General features: G+C 51.6%; 22 protein-coding genes. 15 read left to right on the top strand and 7 right to left on the bottom strand.

Features of this window, described 5'->3' with window-relative positions; genetic code table 11:
* Positions 1–67 precede the first annotated feature (67 nt).
* The 3 genes from BOO20_RS02415 (at position 68) to BOO20_RS02405 (ending at position 8,101) form a co-directional block, all read left to right on the top strand.
* A complete protein-coding gene (locus tag BOO20_RS02415; RefSeq protein WP_076790195.1) occupies positions 68–1,348 on the top strand; it encodes a hypothetical protein in 1,281 nt (426 codons plus the stop codon).
* A gap of 339 nt (positions 1,349–1,687) precedes the next feature.
* Positions 1,688–5,344 (top strand): DUF3683 domain-containing protein, encoded by a 3,657-nt coding sequence (locus BOO20_RS02410; RefSeq protein WP_076790192.1) that lies wholly within the window; start codon positions 1,688–1,690, stop codon positions 5,342–5,344.
* A 96-nt stretch (positions 5,345–5,440) separates the two neighbouring features.
* A complete protein-coding gene (locus tag BOO20_RS02405) occupies positions 5,441–8,101 on the top strand; it encodes a cation-translocating P-type ATPase (RefSeq protein ID WP_076790189.1) in 2,661 nt (886 codons plus the stop codon).
* A 13-nt stretch (positions 8,102–8,114) separates the two neighbouring features.
* Here BOO20_RS02405 and BOO20_RS02400 read toward each other — a convergent pair whose 3' ends face one another.
* Entirely contained in the window at positions 8,115–8,510 is a 396-nt protein-coding gene (locus BOO20_RS02400) for an NUDIX hydrolase (protein ID WP_076790187.1), read from the bottom strand.
* A 24-nt stretch (positions 8,511–8,534) separates the two neighbouring features.
* A complete protein-coding gene (trmH, locus tag BOO20_RS02395; RefSeq protein WP_076790184.1) occupies positions 8,535–9,182 on the bottom strand; it encodes a tRNA (guanosine(18)-2'-O)-methyltransferase TrmH in 648 nt (215 codons plus the stop codon).
* Here trmH and BOO20_RS12830 point away from each other — a divergent pair.
* Both BOO20_RS12830 and BOO20_RS02390 read left to right on the top strand, forming a co-directional pair.
* Positions 9,181–9,354 carry a hypothetical protein gene (locus BOO20_RS12830; protein ID WP_158068723.1) on the top strand — a complete coding sequence of 58 codons (174 nt, stop codon included), beginning with the start codon at positions 9,181–9,183 and terminating at the stop codon, positions 9,352–9,354. The genes trmH and BOO20_RS12830 overlap by 2 nt on opposite strands.
* Positions 9,355–9,488: 134 nt before the next feature.
* Positions 9,489–10,562 carry a metallophosphoesterase gene (locus tag BOO20_RS02390; RefSeq protein WP_076790182.1) on the top strand — a complete coding sequence of 358 codons (1,074 nt, stop codon included), beginning with the start codon at positions 9,489–9,491 and terminating at the stop codon, positions 10,560–10,562.
* 165 nt (positions 10,563–10,727) lie between these two features.
* Here the strand turns inward: BOO20_RS02390 and BOO20_RS02385 are convergent, their stop codons facing one another.
* The 5 genes from BOO20_RS02385 to BOO20_RS02365 form a co-directional block, all read right to left on the bottom strand.
* On the bottom strand, positions 10,728–11,381 hold the full coding sequence (locus BOO20_RS02385; RefSeq protein ID WP_076790179.1) for an HAD family hydrolase: 654 nt from the start codon (positions 11,379–11,381) through the stop codon (positions 10,728–10,730).
* 49 nt (positions 11,382–11,430) lie between these two features.
* Positions 11,431–12,081, bottom strand: coding sequence for a class I SAM-dependent methyltransferase (locus tag BOO20_RS02380; protein ID WP_076790176.1), 651 nt, complete (start codon positions 12,079–12,081; stop codon positions 11,431–11,433).
* A gap of 69 nt (positions 12,082–12,150) precedes the next feature.
* Entirely contained in the window at positions 12,151–13,071 is a 921-nt protein-coding gene (locus tag BOO20_RS02375; RefSeq protein WP_076790173.1) for a C1 family peptidase, read from the bottom strand.
* A gap of 139 nt (positions 13,072–13,210) precedes the next feature.
* Positions 13,211–14,593 (bottom strand): argininosuccinate lyase, encoded by a 1,383-nt coding sequence (gene argH, locus BOO20_RS02370; RefSeq protein ID WP_076790171.1) that lies wholly within the window; start codon positions 14,591–14,593, stop codon positions 13,211–13,213.
* 143 nt (positions 14,594–14,736) lie between these two features.
* Positions 14,737–15,114 (bottom strand): rhodanese-like domain-containing protein, encoded by a 378-nt coding sequence (locus BOO20_RS02365; protein ID WP_083694490.1) that lies wholly within the window; start codon positions 15,112–15,114, stop codon positions 14,737–14,739.
* Between the two features lie 252 nt (positions 15,115–15,366).
* On the opposite strand from BOO20_RS02365, the gene BOO20_RS02360 reads away from it, so the two are divergent.
* The 10 genes from BOO20_RS02360 (at position 15,367) to BOO20_RS12905 (ending at position 24,760) form a co-directional block, all read left to right on the top strand.
* Complete coding sequence (locus BOO20_RS02360; protein ID WP_076790168.1) at positions 15,367–15,597, top strand: metal-sensitive transcriptional regulator; 231 nt, start codon at positions 15,367–15,369, stop codon at positions 15,595–15,597.
* A gap of 5 nt (positions 15,598–15,602) precedes the next feature.
* The gene (locus BOO20_RS02355; protein ID WP_076790165.1) at positions 15,603–16,928 is read left to right on the top strand and encodes a TolC family protein; all 1,326 of its coding nucleotides are present in this window, start codon (positions 15,603–15,605) and stop codon (positions 16,926–16,928) included.
* A gap of 12 nt (positions 16,929–16,940) precedes the next feature.
* Positions 16,941–17,363 carry an efflux RND transporter periplasmic adaptor subunit gene (locus BOO20_RS02350; protein ID WP_144277104.1) on the top strand — a complete coding sequence of 141 codons (423 nt, stop codon included), beginning with the start codon at positions 16,941–16,943 and terminating at the stop codon, positions 17,361–17,363.
* Complete coding sequence (locus BOO20_RS02345) at positions 17,360–20,590, top strand: efflux RND transporter permease subunit (protein WP_076790159.1); 3,231 nt, start codon at positions 17,360–17,362, stop codon at positions 20,588–20,590. The genes BOO20_RS02350 and BOO20_RS02345 overlap by 4 nt, the downstream gene beginning before the upstream one ends.
* Positions 20,587–20,895 (top strand): hypothetical protein, encoded by a 309-nt coding sequence (locus BOO20_RS02340; protein ID WP_076790157.1) that lies wholly within the window; start codon positions 20,587–20,589, stop codon positions 20,893–20,895. Before BOO20_RS02345 ends, BOO20_RS02340 begins: the two co-directional genes overlap by 4 nt.
* Before the next feature lie 240 nt (positions 20,896–21,135).
* The gene (locus BOO20_RS02335; RefSeq protein ID WP_040433125.1) at positions 21,136–21,537 is read left to right on the top strand and encodes an OsmC family protein; all 402 of its coding nucleotides are present in this window, start codon (positions 21,136–21,138) and stop codon (positions 21,535–21,537) included.
* Between the two features lie 27 nt (positions 21,538–21,564).
* Complete coding sequence (locus tag BOO20_RS02330) at positions 21,565–22,716, top strand: NAD(P)/FAD-dependent oxidoreductase (protein ID WP_076790153.1); 1,152 nt, start codon at positions 21,565–21,567, stop codon at positions 22,714–22,716.
* A gap of 104 nt (positions 22,717–22,820) precedes the next feature.
* Entirely contained in the window at positions 22,821–23,024 is a 204-nt protein-coding gene (locus BOO20_RS02325) for a DUF2892 domain-containing protein (protein ID WP_006365978.1), read from the top strand.
* 84 nt (positions 23,025–23,108) lie between these two features.
* Positions 23,109–24,563 carry an NAD(P)/FAD-dependent oxidoreductase gene (locus BOO20_RS02320; protein ID WP_076790150.1) on the top strand — a complete coding sequence of 485 codons (1,455 nt, stop codon included), beginning with the start codon at positions 23,109–23,111 and terminating at the stop codon, positions 24,561–24,563.
* A gap of 38 nt (positions 24,564–24,601) precedes the next feature.
* A complete protein-coding gene (locus tag BOO20_RS12905) occupies positions 24,602–24,760 on the top strand; it encodes a hypothetical protein (RefSeq protein ID WP_198935401.1) in 159 nt (52 codons plus the stop codon).
* The last annotated feature ends 26 nt before the right edge of the window (positions 24,761–24,786 follow it).

Below are 24,786 nucleotides of genomic sequence, written 5' to 3'. Positions count from 1 at the left end.
TTATTTCCCAATCGGGTACCTAAGACAGAGGTCTACGGATACAAATCGCTCAGTTTAGGCATCAGTCATGAAGCCGATTCGCATTAATAACTACTGTTTTGACCGTATCCATGCCTGGATACAGTATGACTGGCAGATTCCCCAGTTCATGGAGGTGGTCATCGAAGTTTTTTATCCTGAAAACCGCAATGCAGAAGGCCTTGTCATGTTCAACCACGGCTTCCTGATCGGCAACGACCTGCTCTTTTATCCAAAAAAAATTATCGGTGCCTTCACTGATGACAATCCGCTTTTCGGTATCAATCCTTCAGCTTTCTACAATTACTCCTCGGCAATTGTTGAAAAAAACTGGGCCATGGCCTTTGTTACCACCTCGCATATGCAGTTTGAAGGGGTTCCCTGGATTGATATAGGCGGCAATCCGAGAGTCGGACAGGAGGCCTATGCCGCAGCCTCCTATCTCATCAAGTATGGTGCTACCGATTTTTTCTTCCGGCAGGAAGAGAAAAACCGGGGGCTTGAAATTTTTGATCCAAATGCGGCCGAAAAAAACCGGTTCATGAAGCCGGGATGTAATAATGTGATTTTTGCCGGTCACTCAGTAGGCGGTGCGCATGCACAGGCAGCAGCTTGCGGCTTTGAGACACTGCAGGAGCTTGGAAGAAAATCTTACCGGTTATTCGATCCGGTGATCTTTGATCGTGAGTTTTTACCGGAATACACGGAACGGATGTCAAAATGGCAGCCGCACGAGAGGGCTAATCCGGTAGGGCTTTTGCAGCTTTCGCCGGTTGACCAGAAAATCCTTCCTCCGTTGATTCCCGGTATGCAGCCATACCGCGAAGCTCTTGCTGCAAAAAAGCTCCCGATTCTGATGATTGTCGGCCAGTATGACTGTGCCTGCCTCAACAGTAAAAACTCCAACCCTCCGGCATGGTCTGCTACTCCGGGTGACACCAATACCCAGTTCGCTCAGCTTGCACCAGAGGGGAGCAACTCCTGGGCAGTGGTTGCCAATGTTGCTCGCGGCAGTCACAGTGGCTACCTGACTGAAAACAGCGAGTTGTGCGCTTTGGCTGACTCTCCGAAAAACTGTCCTGCCGGTGTTGGAAAAGATACCTACAAGTCATGCGGAGAGGAGAGTCTCTTTGTCAATGCCCTGCTGAAGGAGTTCATCAACATCTATCCTTCGGAAGGCGGCTTTCAGGGGGAGTTCTGCGACTGGATCAAGAGCGACTGCATTCAATGGCTTAACCGTGAAAATCCCTTTGGCAGCCTCAATCTGCTGCCAATGAATGGCGGGGGATATATCGATTATGCAGGCAAGTCCACCCGCTGCAAGCCGTAACCGTTCAGCGCTTTCATAGCGAAGAATGCGCCCTTTATTCGCCCGGAACAGGAGAAGTGTTCCGGGCGTTTTGTTTCCGTTCATCCACTTGAGCATTCGCTACTGCCCAGGAGATATTTTTTTCGGAATGTTCAACCTTTGAATCCGGTTTATTACCTTAAGGGACTGCTGTTGATTGTCGCGAGTGATGATCAATTGAACTATCGGTTTTATTGAGATTTCAACCCCTGTTATGCTGCGTCACCTCTTTCTGCCTGAAATCTGCATGGAAGAAAATCCGGAAACCATGATCGGGTTTCGGGATCAGCAGATGCAGGGGAACATTTTTTCTTTCTATCCATGACCTTAATGACAGGCCCTGAATCAGTGATTGCCGCCATAACTGCCCCGCGTGAAATCCCGTTCAACTATACCTCTGCCGGTGACCGGCAGGCGATCTCCTTTCTTATGGGTCCGGAGATTGTACGACTGCTTGATGAACTGCGCGAACGGAGGGTGACCGGGCGCTCTGCACGGTTGATGATGGGCATTATCGGCGAAATTCTTATTCACCGGCGCAACCCCTTTCTTTTTCAGGAGCTGGTAGACTCTCCAACCCGTCGTCGGAGGCTTTTTGAACGGGCATTCCAGGAGCTCGACACGATTGCCGGCTCTGCCAACGGCGAGACAAGGGTGACGGTTATTGTTGCCGCAGTAAGGGAGCAGCTTGAGCGATTCCGTTCGGCTGTCAAAAAAACTCCGGAGCTTCGCCGCCGCCTGAAGCGCGAACTCGGCGCGGTTGTCGGTCCCGGAAATGTGCTTTTTGATCCCTTCTCCCTTGCTGCCCATGCAACTGATGCCACGGACTGGCGACTTCATCTGCCCTCAGCGGTTGTGACTCCTGACGAGGAGTCACAGGTTGCTCCGCTGATTACTGCTATTGCCGGTATGGGACTCAACATTATCCCCAGGGGGGCCGGGACAGGCCTGACCGGCGGGGCTGTACCGCTCCGCTCCCGCTGCGTGATTATCAATATGGAAAAACTTAACCGGATCAAGGGGATTTCGGTTCGCGACTTTACGCTTGACAACGGTATGTCGGCAGAGGCTTCGGTAATTGAGGTCGAGGCCGGTGTGGTTACTGAAAAAGCGATGGAGGAGGCTGATGAGCATGGCCTTGTTTTTGCTACCGACCCGACCAGCGAGTGGTCCTGTACGGTGGGCGGCAACATTGCGGAAAATGCCGGCGGCAAGATGGCTGTTCGCTGGGGAACCTGCATCGACAATCTGCTTGAGTGGCGGATGGCCATGCCCTCAGGCGAGAACTGGACGGTAAAGCGGGTAGATCACCGGCTGCGTAAAATTCTGCATGAAGATCGTGTGACTTTTGAGGTATGGAGCGATTCGGGCAAACGGCTTGAATGTATTGAACTGCTTGGTACCGATATCCGTAAAAAAGGGTTGTGGAAGGATATTACCAACAAGGCGCTCGGTGGTGTTCCCGGTCTTCAGAAAGAGGGAACCGATGGCATCATCACCTCTGCTGTTTTTGTGCTTTACCCCAGGTATCCCGAAAAACAGACGCTCTGCCTGGAGTTTTTCGGGCCTGATATGGATGAAGCCAGCCGGGTTATTGTTGAGCTTTCGAAAATTTTCCCGCTGCTTTCCGAGAATCGCGAAGCTCTGCTTGCCCTTGAGCATTTTGATGATGAGTATATCCGTGCTATCGACTACAAGGTCAAGGCCCCGAGAGCACAGACGCCCAAAGCGGTGCTGCTCATTGATATTGCCGGCAACAGCCCCGAAGAGGTGAAGAGCGGTGTTTCGCGGGTGGAGAGTCTGCTTGAGCACCATCCCAATACCCTTATGTTTGAAGCCGGTGACAGTGCCGAAGCAGTCCGGTTCTGGGCGGATCGCAAAAAGCTCGGAGCCATTGCCCGGCGGACCAACGCCTTCAAGCTCAACGAGGACATTGTTATTCCGCTTGAAGCGCTTGCGGAATTTTCACGATTTATCGATGAGCTCAATATTGCCGAAGAGCGGTATGCACAACAACGGTTTGTCAAACGGGCCGCTGAAATTCTTTCGACGTCGAAGGTCAAGGATGATGATAGCCGGTTTGCCTCCAAGATTCCGGCAGGAGTGGAACTCTGCGGGTTGTTTGACGAAAAGATTGGCTCACTTTCGCCTGAAGCCCTGCGCATGCATACGATCATCGATGAGCACCGCAGGGAGCTCGGCGAGCTGGTACAGGGCTATCCTGATATTGAATCCGCTCTGGATGGAGCATACCATCAGGTGCGGGACCGCCGTATTGTGCTGGCTACACACATGCATGCCGGTGACGGCAATGTTCACGTCAATGTGCCGGTTCTCTCCAACGATCGCTCCATGCTTGAGCGGGCGGACCAGGTGATTGACCGGGTTATGGAAAAAGTGGTTGCGCTGGGAGGCGTTGTCTCCGGCGAGCACGGTATCGGTGTTACCAAGCTTAAATACCTTGACAAGGCTATTGTTGAGGAGCTTAGAGCGTATCGTCTCAAGGTTGATCCGAAGGGGATGATGAACCCCGGTAAACTTGACGATTTTGAGGCACTTGAGCACATTTTTACCCCCTCCTTCAATCTGCTTGAACTTGAGGCGCATATTCTCAAACGGGCACAGATCGAGGAGCTTTCAAAGAAGGTCAACTACTGTATCCGGTGCGGCAAGTGCAAGACCGACTGCTGCGTCTACTATCCGGCAAGGGGGATGTTCTATCATCCGCGCAACAAGAATCTGGCGATAGGTTCGCTTATCGAAGCGCTGCTTTTTGACGTCCAGCGCGAGCGTACAACCGATTTTGATCTGCTTAAATGGCTTGAAGAGATTGCCGATCACTGCACGATCTGTCATAAATGCCTCAAACCCTGTCCGGTGGATATCGATACCGGCGAGGTTTCTGTGCTCGAACGGGAAATTCTTTCGGAGTGGGGTTTCAAACACTCCTCACCGGTCACGGAATTGACCCTGAGCTATCTTGACAGCCGTTCACCGGCATTTAACTCGCTCTTCCGCAAAACGGTACTCCGCGCAGGCGGAATGGCACAGCGTGCAGGGCATCGGCTCTCGGCGTCGTTTCAGCCGGAAAATGACCCACCGGCACTCTACCCGCTCAGGCTTCTGCGTTCTGCTGTGCCTCCTGTGCCGGAAGATACCCTGCGTGACCTTCTTCCTGAGTGCGGCCCGGACCAGGTACTTGTTTTTGAGCCGGCTGGTGAGGTGAAAGGCAATATATTCTACTTTCCGGGATGCGGTTCCGAACGTCTGAACTCCACCATCTCGATGGCGGCCATCCATCTTTTGCTTGAGCTCGGCACAAGGGTGGTGCTTCCTCCTCCATTCCTCTGCTGCGGTTTTCCTTCGCATGTCAATGCCAAGAGCGACCAGTATTCGAGTATGGTACTTCGCAACACCGTTCTCTTCAGCCAGATCCGGGAGATGTTCTCCTACCTTGACTTTGATGCCTGTGTGGTTACCTGCGGCACCTGTATGGAGGGGCTTGATGCTATTGAAACCGGCAAGCTCTTCGGCGGCAAAATTATTGATGTTGCCGCCTACGGCCTTGAAAAAGGGTTGAAACTTGATACAGAGGGAGAGTATCTCTACCATTCGCCCTGTCATGACTCGCTCACCGGCAAGGCAGCAGAGACCCTTCAGGCCATTGGTGGTTTCAGCAGAGTGACCCCGATACCGCACTGCTGTTCTGAGGCAGGTACGCTCTCGCTCTCACGACCCGACATTACCGATTCCATGCTGCACCGGAAGAGGGATGCCATTGAAGAATCACGCAAGCACACTGAGAGCAGGGTTATTCTGACCAACTGTCCCTCCTGTGTGCAGGGGCTTGGCCGGAATCTTGACCTTGGAATAGAGCCGCTCCATATTGTGGTTGCACTGGCCGAAAAACTATCCGGTACGGGTTGGCGTGATCTTATGCTGAACCAGGCCTCCAAAGCCTCCAGGGTGACGTTTTAACAGAACGTGACAGCATCGGTTCTTATCGGGCATCACCCGACGCCGTAATCGGGGGTTCGGAACAAACAGATAGAGATCCACTTTCCGGAGCTGAAGATGATTGTTATGGCCTGGCATTCACTCTCTGCTGAAGAGACGCAAAACAAACTTGCATCCACTTCGGAGGGGCTCAGCTCCATTGAGGTGGTTTCACGGCTCGGCAGATACGGACCGAACCGGATTGAGGCCGAGCGCAGGGCAGGAGCCTGGAAGCTCCTTCTGGATCAGTTCCGCAATGTGCTGATTATCACCCTTCTCATTGCAACACTTCTCTCCGCCTTTCTCGGTCACACGCTTGAGGCTGTAGCCATTGCTGTTATTGTTCTTTTTGCCGTGCTGCTCGGCTTTATACAGGAGTTCAAAGCAGAGAAAGCCATTGAGGCACTCCGGCAAATGGCGGCTCCGCTGGCCAGAGTTCGACGTGACGGAAAGGAGGTTACGGTCAATGCTGTCGATCTGGTTCCCGGTGATCTTCTTATGCTTGCTGCCGGTGACCGGGTTCCGGCAGACGCGAGGCTGTTGCAAGCGCTCAACCTGCGTGCCGAGGAGGCTTCACTGACAGGGGAGTCACTCCCCTCTGAAAAAGAGTCCGCCGCTATTCTCCCTGAAGCAGCGGGCCCCGGTGACCGGCGCAACATGGTTTTTGCCGGCACCTCAATCAGCTACGGGCGTGCCACCGCCGTCGTAGTCTCAACCGGTATGCAGACCGAGTTCGGCAGGATTGCCGCCATGCTGCAACAGGTTGAGAGCGAAAAAACGCCCCTTCAGAAAAATCTTGACAGGGTCGGTTCGGCGCTTGCCCGTGCTGCCTTTGTTATTGTGCTGGTGATTGTTGTGCTCGGTGTCTTTCGTGGCCAGTCATTTATCGAGATGCTTATTTTCGGCATTGCCCTTGCCGTAGCCGTTGTGCCCGAGGCGCTCCCTGCTGTTGTCACCATATCCCTTGCCCTCGGCGTACAGCGGATGGTGAATCGACATGCCCTCATGCGCCGCCTCTCTGCGGTTGAAACCCTTGGCAGTACAACCGTTATCTGTTCCGATAAAACCGGCACCCTCACCCGTGACGAGATGACGGTACGCGTGCTCTATACCTCCGGTACCCGCATTGAGGTCAGCGGTTCAGGTTATCATACGAAGGGCTCCTTCACGGTTCCCGGAGGTAAACCCCTGCCTGAAAGCCTGCATGAGCTGCTTGTAGCGGGTGTGCTCTGCAACGATGCCCGGATCGTGAAAGTGAGTGAAGGGGGGTGGACGGTCGCTGGTGATCCGACCGAGGGTGCACTGCTTGTGCTTGCCCGGAAGGCCGGATTGCAGGAGGATCAGCTTCAAATCGAGCATGATCGGCTCAATGAGCAGCCTTTCTCTTCAGAAACCAAACGGATGATGACCACCAATCGGGACGGCGATTCAGTCAAAACCTTTGTCAAGGGGGCGCCGGAGGTACTGCTCGATCTTTGCACTCATGTTCGTATCGCAGATGGTGTTCAGGAGCTGGATGAGGTGACAAAATCGGCACTCCTGCTTGAAGCGGACGGGCTTGGCAGAAAGGCGCTTCGGGTGCTTGCGCTTGCTGTCAAACCCGGAGCTGCACTCGATGGTGCTGCCACAGGGATGACCTTTCTTGGTTTTGCAGGCATGATCGATCCACCGAGAGCTGAAGCTGCCGAAGCCGTCCGGCAGTGTATTGCCGCGGGTATCCGTCCGGTCATGATTACCGGAGACCACCCGCTGACAGCCGAAGCTATTGCCGGTGAACTCGGGATTCTCGCCGACGGCAGGGTAGTGACCGGCATGATGCTTCAGGGGATGAGTGACGAAGAGCTCTCCCGTTCGTCCGGTTCGATTTCGGTCTTTGCGCGTGTTGCGCCCGAACACAAACTCCGCATTGTTGAAGCTTTGCAGAAAAACGGAGAGGTTGTGGCCATGACCGGTGACGGGGTGAACGATGCACCCGCCCTCAAGAGAGCCGATATCGGCATCTCCATGGGCATTACCGGTACCGATGTTTCAAAGGAGGCATCGGCCATGATGCTCACTGATGACAACTTTGCCTCCATTGTTGCCGCCGTTGAAGAGGGGCGGGGGATTTACGACAACATCAAGAAGTATCTGACCTATCTGCTCTCCTCCAATATCGGCGAGCTCGGCCTGATGGCCTTTGCCACCCTGATGGGTATTCCTCTCCCCCTGACCGCCGTGCAGATTCTCTATGTCAATCTTGCCACTGACGGCTTGCCGGCCCTTGCTCTTGCCGTTGACCCGGCTGAAGAGGGTATCATGCTCCGTCGGCCTACCGATCCCAAAAAGGGGATATTTACCCGCCCGGTGCTTGCCCTGATGCTCACGGGCGGCATCTGGTCAACCATAGTCAATATCTCGCTCTTCCAGTGGGCGCTGGTTTCCGGTCGATCGCTTCAGGAGGCTATGACCATGACCTTTGTCTCCCTTGTCCTGATCCAGTTTTTCAAGGCCTATAACTTCCGTTCCGAAACAAAATCGATCCTGCATCGCCCCTTCGCCAACAAATGGCTCAACATCGCCATCCTCTGGGAGCTGGTGATGCTTGCTGCCATCATTTTCATTCCGGTACTCCGCAAACCCTTTGGCACCTTCCCGCTCACCGGCGAAGACTGGCTCATTGTGATCTCTTCGGCCGCGACGGTTGTGTCTGTCATTGAACTCCTCAAATGGTTTTTGCGCAAGGGATTATTCAGGTGATTTCGCTGTGGAGTCAAGGGTTTAATGCGGCGTAAAAGTCCGACACCACCTGGTTGAATCCGTAGGCAAGTTCGGTATTTTCTACTTCACTTTGGCTGAACCACCGGAGCATCTCTCCTTCATGCTGAACTATCTGCTCAATCTGAAGCTCTCGTTGTTGAAGAAAGACATGCTCTGTCCGGTCTGAAAAATCATAGGAGCGAAAGAGTGTACAACCCTGAACATTGATCTCAATCTCTTCCATCATCTCCCTTGCAATGCACCCGGCAGGAGTTTCATCCGGCTCTACATGACCACCGGGCAGATCCCACATCCCGGGGTAGGGAATGGTGGGGATGTTATCGCGGAGCATGAGCAGAACCTGTTGCTTGCTGTTATGGAAGATGATACTGGCACCGGTGTGTTTCATGGAGATACAGTTATTTAATCTTGATCAGCAAATTCTGCCCTCTTCATCAAGCCGGGGATACGGCGCCCCTTCCTGCCGGAGTTCACGGCTCAGACGCGGATATGCCAGTTCAAAAAGAGTCCGGTGGAATAATCCGGGTTCCATCTGCAAGGAGTCATACATCCCTTTTGCGCTTCTTTGACGCTGGGCTTCAAAAAGAATAAGAGCTGTGGCTACCGAGACATTGAGGGATTCCACCATCCCGAACATGGGAATTGCAATCGTCTGGTCCGCACCCTGAAGTGCAGCTTCGGAAATCCCGTCCCATTCGGCACCGACAACAAGGGCGGTCGGCATCGTATAGTCGATGTTTCTGAAGTCCATGCACCCGGCACTGCTGGATGCAACAAGGATCTGCATATTCTGGTCGGAGAGCTTTTTATACACCGTTGCCATCTCATGGTAGAGGTGGAGGGTAGTCCATTTGCTTGCCCCTGCCGCTGCATCCTGCTCTGTATAGATCGATTTACGGTATGAAACCGCATGAAGCTCGCCGATACCGACCGTATCGCAGCTCCTGATAATGGCCGAGAGGTTGTGTGCCTTGTTGACATTGTCCATGACAACGGTCAGGTCCGGCTGCCGATGAAGCAGCATATGACGGATTTTGCGGAATCGATCAGGAGAGATCATGATTGAAATAGGTAATGAAGAACAAGCAACCCGTTTTTTTGTGTTGCTTCACTTTCATGGATACGCTTCAGTTCCCGGCCGGGGGGTGACAGTACCCGATCCGACGGGGCCGGTTGCGAGGGTAAAAAAAAATAACTATATCAATAGTAAGTGTTTTAAAGGGAATGGTTAGTAAATTTCAAACAATAATAACAGGGGGATAGCCATCAGCATCATCCCTCTTTCGGAACCGTATGAAGGAGAGCGTCGGGTTGGCCGGCGGGTGAAGTGTTCAGTTTCGCGCCGCAAGGATCTGCCTGTAATACTATGAGTATTCATGATAAAAAACATCCCCACCTTGACCGGCTTCTCAAGAAAGCAACGCCGGTAACTCTTGATCCATCATCAAGGGTGCTTATACTGAGTGACTTGCATATGGGCAATGGTGGCAGGCGTGACGAGTTTCGCCGAAATGCCGAACTGGTCAGGACCATGCTTTCCACTTATTACCTTCCTGAAAAATATAATCTGGTGCTTAACGGTGATATCGAGGAGCTGCTGAAGTTTCCTCTTGACAGCATCGTTTCAGAGTGGAGTGCGTTGTACGATCTCTTTCTGAAGTTTCAGCAAAACGGTTTTTTCTGGAAAATCTATGGAAACCATGATTCGGGTCTGATTGAGGAGCCCGATTACCCGCTTGCTTCATCGATGATTGAATCGTTGAAATTTCATTACGGCGATGAAACACTCCTGCTCTTTCACGGCCATCAGGCTTCGGTACTCTTTTGGGAGACCTACCCGATTGTCAGCCGCTCAATCATTTTTTTCCTTCGCTATATAGCCAAACCTGTGGGTATACGGAATTTTTCAAGCGCCTACAACAGCCGCCGGAGGTTTGCCATAGAGAAGTCAATCTACGAGTTTTCAAACCAGGCCAAGATTGTCTCTATCATCGGCCATACCCATCGTCCCCTCTTTGAATCGCTCTCGAAAGTGGATTTTCTGAACTTTCGTATTGAGGAGCTCTGCCGGGCCTACTCGACAGCCGGGAGTGAAACCCGTGCGACTATCGAAAGAAAAATTGCAGCCCTGAAAACAGAGCTTGCAGCCTGTTACAAGGAGGGTAAAAAAATAGGTCTCCGGAGCGGTCTCTATAATAATCTCACGATTCCCAGTGTCTTCAACTCCGGATGCGCTATCGGAAAACGGGGAATCACTGCGCTTGAAATCGAAAGGAGCAAGATCAGGCTGGTCTACTGGTACAACGGCAAGCAGAGCCGGAGATTTACCAGTGATCGCGATAACCGGCCCGTTGAGCTCGGTTCGACCGGTTTTTCACGGGTTGTTCTGAATGAGGACTCGCTGGACTATGTATTCTCCCGCCTCCACCTGCTCGCCTGAGGGAGACCGCTATCAATCGGTTCCGCAATTCGATAGCTTCGTTGGGCGGTGCTCGAAATCCTCATGTACTGCATGTACATTCCGGTTACTGCGCTCCGTTCGCTCGCTCTCTAACTGCTCACGACAAGTAATAGCGGTGCCCTGAACGCCTCCTACTGCTTCCAGTCACTTTTCAATCAGGGTGATGATATCGTCCGGGTGCGCGGCGAGGCTTTTGGCGCCGAGCTCGAGTAACTCGCTTTCGGGCCGGAAGCCCCAGAGGACGCCGAGGGGGTAAAATCCGGCCCTTGTAGCGGTCTGCATGTCAATGCCGCTGTCGCCGACGTAGAGAATCTCTGAAGGGGTTGCTTCGAGCTCTGCTGCGACAGAAAGGGCGCTTGTCGGGTCCGGTTTTGAGGGTATGCCGTTTCGCTGACCCATCACCACATCAAACTTCCAGTTCCCGAGGAGTTCCTCCGCACAAAGCAGGGTGAATTGATCAGCCTTGTTTGAAAGAATCGCTGTTTTTATTCCCCTCTTTTTCAGGGAGTCAAGCATTTCGGCTATGCCGGGATATGGTCGTGAATTGATGTTCCAGTTGAGTGTATACTCTTCCATAAATTCGGGTAGCAGTCGGTCAATAATATCCACGGTGCCTTCATCTTCAGGCAGTGCCTTTCTGACCAGCTCTCTCATGCCGTGACCGACCAGGTAGCGACACTCGTCGATTGAGTGGGTGGGGTAGTTGTGCCGGGCAAGCACCGAGTTGAGTGTTGTGAGCAGATCCGCGAGGGTGTCGAGGAGGGTGCCGTCGAGATCGAATATAACCGCCTTGAACATACGTTGTTTTCTGTTTATGGAGTGTGATGCCGGGATGGAGTATTACCTTTTATCCTTTTGTTGCTGTGCAGAGAAATACGGGATACACTGTTGTTTTTCCCTCACTGCTTTTCTTGTTCACGGTGTAAATCGTGTTGTACGAAATGCCTTGTAAACCCGCAGCTTCCATCATGGCCGTCAGTTCAGTGCGATCAAACCCGTGATGAACCTCTTCGTTCGGGTCGTCATGAAAGTGATCGTCCTCACGCTCAAGATCGGCAATGGCAATGGAGCCGCCCGGAGCAAGCAGCGTCGCGATACGGCAGAGAAAACCGGCCGTATCTCTGATATGGTGGAGCGTCATGCTGCTGTAGATCAGGTCGAATGATTGTGCCCGCTCAACCGATGCAGAAGGGGAGGAGAGGTCAAGCAGGGCGGTCTCAACATTCAGGAGGCCGAGCGAACGGATTTTTTCCTGAAGAACATGCAGCATCTCCTGTGAGGTGTCAATGGCAGTCAACTGCTTGACGAGTGGGGCTATTGCCATGGAAACAAGCCCGGTTCCGCATCCGGCTTCAAGGACCTGCATGGTTTTTACGGGAGAACATCTTGCGATGATTGCCTCCGCAACGGCTCCGGCCAGCGCCCTTCGGCGGGGATCACTATCCCACATTGAAGCTTCGGTATTGAATTTTTCAGTGCTGTTCCAGTTACCATTCATAGCGTTTAAGGTCAGATTTACTATAGCTGGAGGTTCAGGTCGTCCTGTTTTTTTTAGTTACGGGCACCCCTATGCCTTGAAGATGCCCGTGTCGATCCACTCGTTTTTCAAAAGCGACCACCAGTCAATAGCTACCCCTTTCAGCACATATTCATAGGGGAGCCAGCCGTACCCCTCCATGCCCCAGCCGCTGCCCCAGGAGTTTCTGATCAGCAGGGCTCCTTTTGTCTCTTTTGCTTCGATGGAGCTGTTTTTAATCCTGATGGAGTCATCATAGCCGACAGCAACAACGGCATGGCCTCCGACAACTTTTTCACCGGCTGCAGGAAACGGTATCATTCCGGATTTTGCTGCCTGTGCAACAGAGCTGAATACCGTGAAGCCGAACATTGAGGGGAGTCCGGCCGAAAGATTTGATTTGATCATTTTCAGCAGCTCTTTTTCCCCGATTCCGGGCGAGTCCATTCGGTAGTAGCTTATTGCCTGAAAACTCTGGGCATAGGCGTAGCAGAACGCTGAGGGCTCTTTATCGAAATCAGCAACAACATAGGGAAAGTACTCTTCCGGCGGTACACCGAAGAGGACCAGTGCGCCCATGGTGGAACGGATAAACGCCCCGGAATCTCCACGCCATCGGAGCAGGTTTCGAGTGGTCTTGTAGAGGAAAAGCCTGGAGGCATCGGTATGCTTGCCAAAGGCCCGTCGTTCAAAATACTCGACGATTCCAATGCCGGCGTGTGCGGTGCAGGAACCAATGGTAAGCTGGTTTTCAACAGGGGAGCACCATGGCCGTAAATCTGCGGAAGAAGCAGGAGCGGAAGCAGGTTTTGCTACACCGACCTGTGAAAGCATGCTCTTGACGGAGTTTTTCTGACCCAATTTCCTGAGATCGTTTGAGACGTTATTGTGCTCGGCCGTGTAGTCCCTGAAATCGGGATAGTCCGGAAGCCATCCCATTCCCCTTCCGGTATTTTCTGCTGACTGATCCATAGAGTTCTCTCCGTCTACGTTGCGTTGTGTGTTTCAGTAAAACATACAATTTCATTACCGGCGGGCGATGTGCATCTCTCTGGATGGGGAGATGCACTGTTGAACATATTACAAGTTCTTCTTACAGAGCGATTTCCGGTTAAAGCTTTTTTCGGGCCTCAATGATCTGCTCGGCCACCGAGTTGAATGAGCAGCTCCCGTGTGATTTTTTGGAGTTGACGCTTGCATCAGCTTTAAGCGCCGGATAGATATCCGATTCAATTGCCTCGGAGAACTCCCTGTACTGTTCAAGCGGGATATTCGGCAGGGTGACGCCGGAGGCAATGCTCCAGGTAACAATCTTTCCGGTTATCCGGTGTGCATCACGGAAGGGAATCTGCTTGCGGACAAGGTATTCAGCGATTTCTGTGGCAAGGCTGAGATCCTCATTGGTCAGTTTGGCCAGCTTCTCCTCCTTGAGTCGGGTATGTTCGAGCAGTCGTGCAAAAATTTCAACACTGCCGACCGTGGTTTCGGCACTGTCAAACAGAGGCTGTTTGTCCTCCTGCATGTCACGGTTATAGGAGAGCGGCAGTCCCTTCATGATGGTCAGCATAGCCATGAGATTGCCATAGACCCGGCCGGTTTTTCCTCTGACCAGTTCGGCGATATCGGCGTTTTTCTTTTGCGGCATAATGGAGGAGCCGGTTGCAAAGGCATCGCTGATCTCAAGATAGCCGAACTCGTAGGAGCTCCAGAGAATCAGATCCTCAGCAAACCGGGAGAGGTGCATCATGATGACCGAACAGGCGGAGATGAACTCGATGACCGTGTCGCGATCGCTGACGGCATCGATACTGTTTGCAAAGAGGTCGTCAAAGCCAAGCAGCTCGGCACTGCGCTTTACGTTGAGCGGCAGGGTGCTGCCGGCAAAGGCCGCAGCACCGAGAGGAGAGATATTCACCCGTTTCATGAGGTCACCGAGGCGGTCACGATCACGGAGGAACATATTGAAATAAGCAAGGTAGTAGTGACCGGCTGATATCGGCTGGGCCCGCTGCAGGTGAGTATAGCCGAATATGATGGTGTCGCGATGGGTTTTCGCCTTTTCGACAAGTACCTTCAAAAGTCCGCTGATGGCACCCTGAAGCTCCTCAATCTGGCGGCGCATATAGAGACGGGTATCGGTTGCGACCTGGTCGTTACGGCTTCTCCCCGAGTGGAGTTTGCCGGCTACGGCCCCTATTTTCTCCTTGAGCCGGTTTTCAATAACCGTATGGATATCCTCATCTTCCCACTCCGGAACCAGTGAACCGCTGCTCAGCTCCACTTCAATTTCGCCGAGTCCGGCAATGATCTGTGCAGCATCTGTGTCACTGACGATACCCTCTTCAGCAAGCATGGTGACATGGGCAACGGAGCCTCTGATATCCTCACGATAGAGCTTCTTGTCAACATGAACCGAGGAAGAGAAGAGGAGAGCGCCCCGGTCAAAGGGTTCTGAAAATCGGCTCTGCCAGAGTAGTTCTTTATTCTTGCTCATATTGGTTGTTGTGTTGAAATGGGAATGAAGCTGCCTGAAAATAATAAAATCAGCGGAAAAAGAGTTCCCTTGATACGTTCAGACCGATATGTTTGAGATAAACAACATCCATTTTCTGATGAGGTTATCCCGCTTCACCGCTGTTATGACATCCTGCTGAAAAGCTTTCTGAACCATGACCCGGTTGCCGGTTTCAGCTCTTTTCTGACCGGAAGCCCCTCTTTTTCCCAACCGGCAATTCCATGCTGCATATTAACCGCTTTGGAGTAGCCGTTGTTCACCAGAAAACGGGTCGCTACCATGCCGCGATTCCCTACATGACATGCGATCACGACCTTGCGGTCAACAGGTATCTCCTGAAACCTCGTTTTCAGCTCGCGTAATGGAATCTGCAAGATATTGGAAACGTCAAAAGATTTTTTTGAAACCTCCTTCGGCTCACGGACATCGACAAGCAGTGCCCCTTTTTTAATCAAGGCAAGAGCTTTAGCGGGGCTGATTTCCTGACTGTTTTTCATCATCTGTTTTTTGCTGGTTTTGTGTTTTCCGGTTTGGATAGCTTATGGAAACGTTCTGATAAAAGACTTTGTTTTTAAAAGTCAACAGGGGAATCGAAAGAACGTTCTGTCTGTCAACGGTATCGAACTATTCAGTCGGCTTTGATTGAAATAAAATCTCTTGCATATGATAGACATTTTTGTGTAATATACCAGTACGGGGTATGGGTATATTGAGTTTAAACATATACGATCATGGTTACAGACGGGGAGTCTATGAAAGATGTGATTATGAGACTGAAAAGGGTTGCCGGTCAGATTGAGGGATTGACAAGGATGATTGAACGCGAAGAGGAGTGCAGTCAGATCATCACGCAGTTCCAGGCCGCGAAGGCAGCTCTTGACAATACCTTTTCGCTGGTACTTCACCGTAACCTCAAGGGGTGTCTGAGTGAAGGTGACTCGGAGAGTGTAGAAAAGATTTTAAAACTTATTTCAAAACAGTAATCATCATGAAGGTCTACAAGGCGTTGATCGCTTGTTGTGTTGCGGGCGCTCTCGGCTCTCCGCAACAGGCAGCAGCCGGCGATAAAACAATGAAACTCTCTTTATCCGAAGCCCTTACGATGGCTCGTGAAAACAATTACGCCATCAAAGCCGCGCGCAGCAAGGTTGATCAGGCTGAGGCAAGGATTGTTCAGAGTCGTCAGTCATATCTGCCTAAAGTAACCTTGTCGGAGACTTTTGTTGTTACCAACGATCCCGGTGCTGCGCTGGTTCTGAAGCTTCAGCAGAATATTGTGCAGCAATCTGATTTTGATCCGGCCAGGCTCAACAATGCCGATGTCATCAACGACTTCAATACCTCCATTCAGGTCATGCAGCCGGTTTACAATGCCGATGCGGCAATAGGCAGGAAGATGGCTTTTACAGCCAAAACAGCCCAGGAGCATATGACCGCCCGAACCGAGGAGTCTATCGGACTTCAGGTTACCAGAGTCTATTACGGTCTTATTCTTGCCCGCAAGAATATTGATGCCATCGAGCAGTCGATCCGGACCATGCAGGTGCACAGCAATGAGGCTGCCAAAGGGTTCAGTGCCGGTTTGCTGCCCAAATCAGACAAGCTCTCCACGGACGTGCGCCTCTCCGAGCTGCTTGAGCAGAAAATGATGATGCATGATGAGATAAAAAATGCAACGGATGCGCTGAAGGTGATGCTGCACCTTGATTCAGGAGTGACCATTCTGCCTACCGGTGATCTGGTTATTGACAGGGCTCTTCCGTCCGGAAATGAAAAGAGCGTTTCGGAGAACCGTTCCGATCTCAAGGCTTACGAAACCTGGCAGCAGGTAGCACGCTTGCAGGAGGAGATGATCCGGGCTTCGAAACGTCCCCGTTTGAATGCATTCCTTCAGACCAACCTGCACAGCGATACTGTTTTCAGTGGAGGTTCAAGCTGGGCGCTCGGTATGAATATGCAGTGGACCATTTTTGACGGTATGGCAACCGCAGGTCGTATTCAGGAGGCGAAAGCACAGGAGCGGGAGGCGATGTATAACTATGAAGCGGCAAAGAGCGGCAGTATTGCTGAAGTTGAAAAGTCGATGCGCTCGCTGAAAACATCGAGAGCCAGAATCGCCGTTGCCGAGAAATCGCTCGAAGAGGCCAGGGTAAGTCTTGATTATATCAGTTCACAGTTCAAGACCGGTATGGCCATGACCTTTGAACTCCTGATGCGTGAGCAAGCCCATACCTATGCGAAAATGAGGCTCAATCAGGCGAAGTTTGACTATTGCATGGCCAAAAGTGAACTGGCATACTACAGGGGAAACTAAACGGCAATCAACATGAGGAGTACGAATAAAAGAGAGATGCGGTTTCTGCTTCCGGTTGCCTTTGCCCTGCTTGTGTCGGGGTGCGGCAATCAAGCCGGGACTCATGCAGTAAAAGAACGGGAGCCCGCACCGGTTGCGGTCGGAACGCTTGTACCTGTGCGAACCAGCGGGGAGGCGGGAGGGCGTGAGGTGCTGCTTGTACCGGCCTCTTCGGTTTTCCGTAATGGAGATCTTGCAGGTGTTCTTGTTGTTGGCAACGATCAGCGGATTACCCGGCGCTGGATCAGGATTGGACGCATCGTAAAAGGTGATGTTGTAGTCCTCGGGGGAGTAGATAAGGGAGAGCTTGTGGTGGGAGAGTATAACCCGGAGCTTGGTGACGGAGTAACTGTAATAAAGAGTCCGAAAGTGACTGAGGAGGCTGAGAGCAAATGAATGAAGGTATTGCCGGTAAACTTGCAAAACAGTTTATCAATTCAAAAATAACGCCGCTTTTGATGGTGGCATCGCTTCTGGTGGGCATTATGGCGACGTTTATGACGCCGCGAGAGGAGGAGCCGCAGATTGTGGTGCCGATGGTTGATCTCTATATACCCTATCCCGGTGCAGCGCCTGCAGAGGTTGAAGCCCGTGTGGCAAAGCCGATTGAGAGGACGCTGACAGAAATTCCCGGAGTCGATTATGTCTACTCCACCTCAATGCCCGACTTTGCTCTGGTGACGGTTCGCTACAAGGTTGGCGAAGATGCCGAGCGCAGTATGGTAAAGCTCTGGTCTACCCTGATGAAAAATATGGACAAGATGCCTCCCGGTGTCCAGTTCCCGCTCATGAAAAAGGTCTCTATCGACGATGTTCCGGTGCTTAATCTCACCTTCTGGAGCAAGACGAAGAGTCCCTATGAGCTTCGTCAGAGTGCCGTAACCGTGGCTGATGAACTCAAAAAAATAAGCAACATCGGTGATGTGGAGATAAAAGGCGGATTGAAGCGCCAGGTGAAGATTGAGCTCAACAAAGCCAAACTTCAGCAGTTCAATGTCAGTCCGATGCAGATTGCCCGCCAGATTCAGCAGGGCAACAGCCAGATGACCTCCGGTGATTTCAAGCAGATGAACGAGGAGCTCGTTGTCCGCTCGGGGAAATTTCTTGAAAGCGCTGAAGAGGTCTCCAATATTGTTGTCGGCATTTACGGATCCGCTCCGGTCTATCTGCGTGATGTCGCTACCATAGTTGACGGCCCTGAAGAGGTCAATAACTATAACTTTTTCGGTTGGGCAGCAGCTGCTCCGAAAGGCTCGGTTTCCGGAGAGTATCCTGCGGTGACGCTTACCGTAGCCAAGCGCAAGGGCGGAGATGCCTCGGTACTTGCCGACAAGGTTATGTCGAGGGTCGACGGGCTCAGAAAGAGTGTTATTCCTTCAGGTATAACGGTGACTGAAACACGCAACTACGGCGCAACGGCTTCCGAAAAGGTATTCACCCTTCTTGAGCACCTGCTCATGGCGGTTGTAGCGGTTACAATTGTTGTCGGCTTTTTCCTTGGATGGCGGGGCGCACTTGTGGTGCTCGCTTCAGTGCCGATCACCTTTGCCCTGACGCTTCTGATCTACTACCTGCTTGATTATTCGCTCAACAGGGTAACCCTCTTTGCGCTGATCTTTGTTACCGGTATTGTTGTGGATGACTCGATCATCATTGCCGAGAACATTCACCGCCACTTCGCCATGAAGCGGCAGCCGAAGCTGCAGGCCGCCATTACCGCCATCAATGAGGTCGGCAACCCGACCATTCTGGCAACCTTTACGGTTATTGCCGCAGTGCTTCCGATGGTCTTTGTTTCAGGCCTCATGGGCCCCTATATGAGCCCGATGCCGATCGGAGCTTCGCTGGCCATGATCTTCTCGCTGCTCGTAGCCCTTATCGCTACCCCGTGGCTCTCCTATCGTCTTCTGAAAACCGAAGAGGGCCATCATGAAGAGTACGATATTACCAAAACTGGTTACTACAAGCTCTTCAACAACATCATCTCCCCCTTTATCGAGAGCAGTTTCAAGAGATGGCTCGCTTTCGGTGTGGTTGCTTTGATGCTGGTCGGTGCCATTGCGCTGGTGCCGCTGAAGGCTGTACAGATGAAGATGCTTCCGTTTGACAACAAGAACGAGTTTCAGGTGGTTATCGATATGCCTGACGGAACCTCTCTTGAGCAGACTGCAAGAGTTGCCAAGGAGGCAGCATCCTACCTGAAAACGGTTCCGGAGGTAGAGAGCTACCAGTACTATGTCGGAACCAATGCGCCGATCAATTTCAACGGTCTTGTCCGCCACTACTACCTTCGTCAGAAGGCAAATATGGCTGACATACAGGTTAACCTTGTCCATAAGGGAGATCGCAAGGCCCAGAGCCATGATATAGCCAAACGGGTCAGGGCTGATGTCCAGAAGATTGCCCTTCGCTATAACGGCAACGCCAAGATTGTCGAGATTCCTCCAGGACCTCCTGTGCTCTCGACCCTTGTTGCTGAAATTTACGGCCCCTCACAGGAGCAGCAGATAGCACTGGCAAAACAGGTGAAGAAGGTCTTTGAAGAGACCCCCGGTGTTGTGGATGTGGACTTCCTGGTTGAAGAGGACCAGAAGGTCTATAACCTGGTGGTGAACAAGGAGCGTGCAGCGTTCCGTGGTGTCAGTGCCGAACAGATCGCCCAGACGCTGCGTATGTCGCTGGCCGGTATGGACGTCGGAGTGCTGCATACCGACAAGCAGATTGATCCGGTTGCCATTCAGGTAAGGCTTCCGCAGTCCGGAAGAACCTCCCTGCAGGATCTCTCGGGGATATTTGTGCAGTCACAGGGTATGGGAACCCTGACAACCCGTCTTCGTGCCGGTCAGATGATTCCGCTTTCGGAACTGGTAACGGTTCAAGAGAAAATTCAGGACAAGAGTATCTATCGCAAGGATCTGCGCAGGGTTGTCTATGTGACCGCCGATGTTGCCGGTGCGACCGAGAGCCCGGTCTATGCGATGCTTGATATGGATAAAAAGATAGCGAAGCTCAAGCTTCCCGGCGGTTACTCCATCAGTCCGCTCTACACGGGATCGGGTGTGTCGGATGATAAACTCTCGATGAAGTGGGACGGAGAGTGGCAGATTACCTTTGAGGTCTTCAGGGATCTCGGTACGGCGTTTGCCGTCGTGCTGGTCATCATCTATCTGCTGATTATCGGCTGGTTCCAGTCCTTCAAGACGCCGCTGATCATGATGATTGCCATACCGTTGAGCCTTGTAGGAATTATTCCGGGTCACTGGCTGCATGGTGCATTTTTTACCGCTACGAGCATGATCGGCATGATTGCGCTTGCCGGCATTATGGTGAGAAACTCGGTACTGCTCATTGATTTCATCCAGATCCGCAGAGCGGAGGGAGCTGATCTCAAGCAGGCGGTTATTGAGTCGGCTGCGGTAAGAACCCGCCCGATCATTCTGACCTCCGGAGCCGTGGTTATCGGTTCGGTTGTCATGCTTTTTGATCCGATTTTCCAGGGTCTGGCCATCTCGCTGATCTGGGGCGGTGTGCTTTCAACCATCCTGACGCTTGTTGTGGTGCCGCTTGTCTACTATATGGCGGAAAAGAAGGCTACAGTAACTGTAAAGAATAAAAGTAAATGAAATTTCTTGCCGTTATGGGACACGAAGAGAGCCGCCCGAAAGTGCGGGCTCTCTTCAAGGAACATCAGGTGATGATGTTCAGCAGCTTTGATATTATGGGGTGCAACTGCGAAAGCCATGGTGCCGAACAGCACTCCTGGTGGCCGACCGATGCCATGCCCGGAGCCTACTCATCACTCTGCTTTGCCATTCTGGATGACGAGAAGGCTGATGCAATCATGCTTGAGCTCGAAAAGAATCCGATAGCTGTTGAGAAGGATTTCCCTGCACGGGCGTTTCTTATGCATGTTGAGAAAACTGTATAAGCGACTCACCGGACGGTTGCAGGAGCGCCGTTGTCCACCGGATTACTACCATGCGATCCGGATTGTAAGCACTGTTTTCGGGGTGGCCACATGAACGAATGGAAGTCGACGGTTTACACTGACGACTTCCACATGTGGTTGACTGTCAGAGGATAGTCGCCGTTAGCCATTAACTGTTTGCTCTCCATTAGTTCCTCACTAAATCAGAGCGTTTTTATTGCAACCACATTGTACTCTATCATGAAAAGCGAAATGATTGTAACATTCGGCGGCGGCAAAAAGGTTGATGCCGAGTTTAACGGGTTTACCATTCACACCGATCAGGCTGAATATGCCGGCGGAGAGGGTTCCGCACCCGAGCCTTTTTCCCTTTTTCTTGCCTCAATCGGCACCTGTGCCGGGATATTCGTTTTATCCTTCTGCCAGAGCAGGGGTATAGCCACGGATAAGATCCGGATTGTTCAGACTCATGTTGTCAAAGAGTCGGGACGCGGTATAGGGAAAATCGAAATCGCCATTGAACTGCCTGAAGATTTCCCTGAGAAATACAGGGATGCCGTTATCAGTGCAGCCAATCTCTGTGCGGTAAAACGGCACATCATGGAGCCGCCTGAATTTGTCGTTACTGCGGTTACGCGGTAACGTTCATTGCATAAAAAGAGCGTATCAATGCATAAGGTGCTGATTCTGGGTGGAGGTATTGGCGGAGTTGCTGCTGCCATCGCACTTCGTAAACAGAGTGTTGCGGTTGAGCTGGTTTCCGAGCGGGACTATCTCTTTATCTATCCATTGGCGATCTGGATACCAACAGGAGGAGCACAGTTCAGGGATATCGGGATTCCGTTATCAAAACTGGCCAGAAAGCACGGGTTTTCGCTCACCATTGACAAGGTCATCGCTCTCGATAGCGAACGGAAAACCGTCACTCTTGAAAAAACAGGTGTTCGTGATTCGGCTGCTTTTGTTGTGATCGCTCTTGGTGCATCCAAAATGAAACACGATGGCATTGAGCATACCACGTCAATTTGCGGCAAGCCGGAAGATTCACTGGTGCTCAAAGCAAAGATTGAAGCGCTGATCGAACGGGGAAGCGGCAGCATTGCATTCGGATTTGGCGGCAATCCAAACGATCCAAGCGCAGTTCGTGGCGGTCCGGGATTTGAGCTCTTTTTTAACCTGCATCATCACCTTACAAAACTCGGTATCAGAGAGCGGTTTGAGATGACCTTCTTTGCACCCATGGCCGAACCGGGTGCACGAATGGGAAAGAGGGCGTTTTCGGCAATGGCGGCCATGTTTGAAGCTGACAATTTTACTACCCGTTACGGGAAAAAAATCAGCTGTTTTGAAGCGGATGGTATTGTGTTTGAGGATCAGAGCAGGCTGAAGAGCGATCTCTGCATGTTTATTCCTGCCAGTGACGGGCATGAGGCCGTCAGGAGATCAAACCTGCCCCAAAACAGTGCAGGGTTCATTCGCATCGACGATTACTGCCGGATAGAGGGGGTCAGCGGATGGTATGCAGTCGGTGATGCAGCAGCTCTTGAAGGCCCGGAGTGGAAAGCAAAGCAGGGGCATCTGGCTGAAATAATGGCACACAATGCCGCCGTTAATGCTTCAGTAGAGCATTTCGGGAGAAAGGAAGAGATGAGAGGGTATCAGGAGCATTTGAATATTCTCTGCGTGATGGATACGGGGGACGGCGCCGGATTTGTCTACAAAAACAGCAAAAGAGAGCTCTTCATTCCTTTGCCGGTTGTTGGACACTGGCTGAAAAAAAGCTGGGGTCACTACTATAAACTCTCCAAACTCTGGCTCTGATAACGAGCAGGGCTTATTGCACGGCACAGTGCCAGCGAGTCAGGGAAGTAAGCATATACAGAGAATTAACATTCGTTTTACCTAACCATTAACTACCTCTTTCCATGAATATCGACAGGCTTGTCTTCGCCATTGCGGGGGTTTTCATTCTTGCATCTGTTTTGCTCTCCATCTATCACAACCAGAACTGGCTCTGGTTCACCGGTTTTGTGGGGGCAAACCTCTTTCAGGCGGCATTTACAGGCTTCTGCCCCCTGGCCAAAATCCTTAAGGCGGTTGGTGTTGTACCCGGTCACGCGTTCAAATGACCTTCCGGCAGTTGAGTAATTAATATGCTCACTCTTTCAGGATTGGGCAGCTTCATTCCAAACCATTGAAAACATTACATCACTATGGCAAAAGTTGTGGTTTTAGGAGCCGGTGTGGCTGGGCATACCGCAGCCTCGTTTCTTAAAAAGAAACTTGGCAAACATCATGAAGTTGTCGTTGTTACCCCGAACAGCTACTATCAGTGGATACCCTCAAATATCTGGGTAGGTGTGGGTCAGATGACGATTGATGATGTCCGCTTTGAACTGAAAAAAGTTTATAACCGCTGGGGCATTATCCTTAAACAGGCCAAAGCGGTGGAGATCCATCCTGAAGGCGACGGAGAAACAGAGAAAGGGTATGTGACGATTGAGTATACCGATGGAGTGCGAAACGGAGAGATCGAAAAAGTTGACTATGATTATCTGGTCAATGCAACCGGGCCAAAGCTGAATTTTGAGGCTACAGAGGGGCTTGGACCTGATAAAAACAGCTTTTCGGTTTGTACTTACAGCCATGCGGCCCATGCATGGGAGAACCTGCAGGAGATATTCAAAAAGATGCAGGCGGGGCAGAAGCAGCGTATCCTGATCGGCACCGGCCATGCTATGGCAACATGCCAGGGCGCGGCTTTTGAATATATCCTGAATGTGGCCTATGAAATTAAAAAGCGCGGGCTCACTGACATGGCTCAAATCACCTGGTTGTCCAATGAGTATGAACCGGGAGATTTTGGCATGGGCGGCGCATTTATTAACAGAGGCGGCTACTCAACCCCGACCAAGGTTTTTACGGAATCCATTATGGCCGAGTACGGTATCAACTGGATACGGCGCGCCGGAGTCTACAAGGTTGAGCCCGGCAAGGCCTATTATGAAACGCTTGCAGGTGAAGAGCGGATACAGGAGTTTGATTTTGCGATGCTTATCCCCTCATTTTCAGGTGTCGGGCTGACCGTATTCGACAAGGCAGGTACTGACATTACCGACCAGATGTTCGCTCCGAACAAGTTTATGAAGGTTGATGCCAACTATACGGCGAAAGCGTTTGAGGATTGGAAAGCAGAGGATTGGCCATCAATATATCAAAACCCTCTGTTTAAAAATATCTATGCTCCGGGCATTGCCTTTGCTCCTCCGCATCCGATTTCGAAACCTATGGCAAGCCCGAATGGACGGCAGATTTTTCCGACGCCGCCTCGTACAGGGATGCCATCCGGTGTTATGGGCAAAATTGTGGCGCTTAATATTGCCGAAAAGATTCAGGGTGCAACAGAGCATCGCCATAAAGCGTCAATGAGCAAAATGGGTGCAGCCTGTATTGTATCGGCAGGGTTTGGTTCGTTTGATGGACTTGGTGCATCCATGACTCTCTTTCCGGTTGTGCCTGACTGGGAAAAGTACCCTGAATGGGGACGCGACATGAACTACTCGGTTGGAGAGGCGGGTCTGGCAGGCCACTGGATAAAAGTAATCCTGCACTACCTGTTCTTTCATAAAGCAAAGGGCTATCCCTTCTGGTGGCTGATTCCTGAATAACGGCGTTCTTTTATAATAATCTTAAAACCTCAAAAGCCATGGGCACCAATAAAGTCAAAGCCTATTACGACGAAGCCTATCCTCCGGTCCCGTCAGCAAACACCCTCTACTGGAGGAAAAACCTGCTCTGGCAGCTGGTTCGCTTTGTTATTCTGAATGTGAAGATGCTTCGCATTGTTGCTGGCGGACACTCCTGACAACCGCTATGGATTGATGTTGAAAG

Source organism: Chlorobium sp. KB01, assembly GCF_001975465.1.
Lineage (GTDB): Bacteria > Bacteroidota > Chlorobiia > Chlorobiales > Chlorobiaceae > Chlorobium.
The sequence above is the reverse complement of the archived record's forward strand: the minus strand, read 5'-3'. Positions and strand labels throughout refer to the sequence as shown.

Coding starts and splice junctions, on each gene's coding strand:
- BOO20_RS02405 (WP_076790189.1), top strand. CDS start 5,441: ATGATTGTTATGGCCTGGCATTCACTCTCTGCTGAAGAGACGCAAAAC.
- BOO20_RS12905 (WP_198935401.1), top strand. CDS start 24,602: ATGGGCACCAATAAAGTCAAAGCCTATTACGACGAAGCCTATCCTCCG.
- BOO20_RS02320 (WP_076790150.1), top strand. CDS start 23,109: ATGGCAAAAGTTGTGGTTTTAGGAGCCGGTGTGGCTGGGCATACCGCA.
- BOO20_RS02345 (WP_076790159.1), top strand. CDS start 17,360: ATGAATGAAGGTATTGCCGGTAAACTTGCAAAACAGTTTATCAATTCA.
- BOO20_RS02390 (WP_076790182.1), top strand. CDS start 9,489: ATGAGTATTCATGATAAAAAACATCCCCACCTTGACCGGCTTCTCAAG.
- BOO20_RS02325 (WP_006365978.1), top strand. CDS start 22,821: ATGAATATCGACAGGCTTGTCTTCGCCATTGCGGGGGTTTTCATTCTT.
- BOO20_RS02415 (WP_076790195.1), top strand. CDS start 68: ATGAAGCCGATTCGCATTAATAACTACTGTTTTGACCGTATCCATGCC.
- BOO20_RS02350 (WP_144277104.1), top strand. CDS start 16,941: ATGAGGAGTACGAATAAAAGAGAGATGCGGTTTCTGCTTCCGGTTGCC.
- BOO20_RS02375 (WP_076790173.1), bottom strand. CDS start 13,071: ATGGATCAGTCAGCAGAAAATACCGGAAGGGGAATGGGATGGCTTCCG.
- BOO20_RS02335 (WP_040433125.1), top strand. CDS start 21,136: ATGAAAAGCGAAATGATTGTAACATTCGGCGGCGGCAAAAAGGTTGAT.
- BOO20_RS02365 (WP_083694490.1), bottom strand. CDS start 15,114: ATGATGAAAAACAGTCAGGAAATCAGCCCCGCTAAAGCTCTTGCCTTG.
- BOO20_RS02380 (WP_076790176.1), bottom strand. CDS start 12,081: ATGAATGGTAACTGGAACAGCACTGAAAAATTCAATACCGAAGCTTCA.
- BOO20_RS02340 (WP_076790157.1), top strand. CDS start 20,587: ATGAAATTTCTTGCCGTTATGGGACACGAAGAGAGCCGCCCGAAAGTG.
- BOO20_RS12830 (WP_158068723.1), top strand. CDS start 9,181: ATGATTGAAATAGGTAATGAAGAACAAGCAACCCGTTTTTTTGTGTTG.
- BOO20_RS02385 (WP_076790179.1), bottom strand. CDS start 11,381: ATGTTCAAGGCGGTTATATTCGATCTCGACGGCACCCTCCTCGACACC.
- BOO20_RS02330 (WP_076790153.1), top strand. CDS start 21,565: ATGCATAAGGTGCTGATTCTGGGTGGAGGTATTGGCGGAGTTGCTGCT.
- BOO20_RS02400 (WP_076790187.1), bottom strand. CDS start 8,510: ATGAAACACACCGGTGCCAGTATCATCTTCCATAACAGCAAGCAACAG.
- BOO20_RS02410 (WP_076790192.1), top strand. CDS start 1,688: ATGACCTTAATGACAGGCCCTGAATCAGTGATTGCCGCCATAACTGCC.
- BOO20_RS02360 (WP_076790168.1), top strand. CDS start 15,367: ATGAAAGATGTGATTATGAGACTGAAAAGGGTTGCCGGTCAGATTGAG.
- trmH (WP_076790184.1), bottom strand. CDS start 9,182: ATGATCTCTCCTGATCGATTCCGCAAAATCCGTCATATGCTGCTTCAT.
- BOO20_RS02355 (WP_076790165.1), top strand. CDS start 15,603: ATGAAGGTCTACAAGGCGTTGATCGCTTGTTGTGTTGCGGGCGCTCTC.
- argH (WP_076790171.1), bottom strand. CDS start 14,593: ATGAGCAAGAATAAAGAACTACTCTGGCAGAGCCGATTTTCAGAACCC.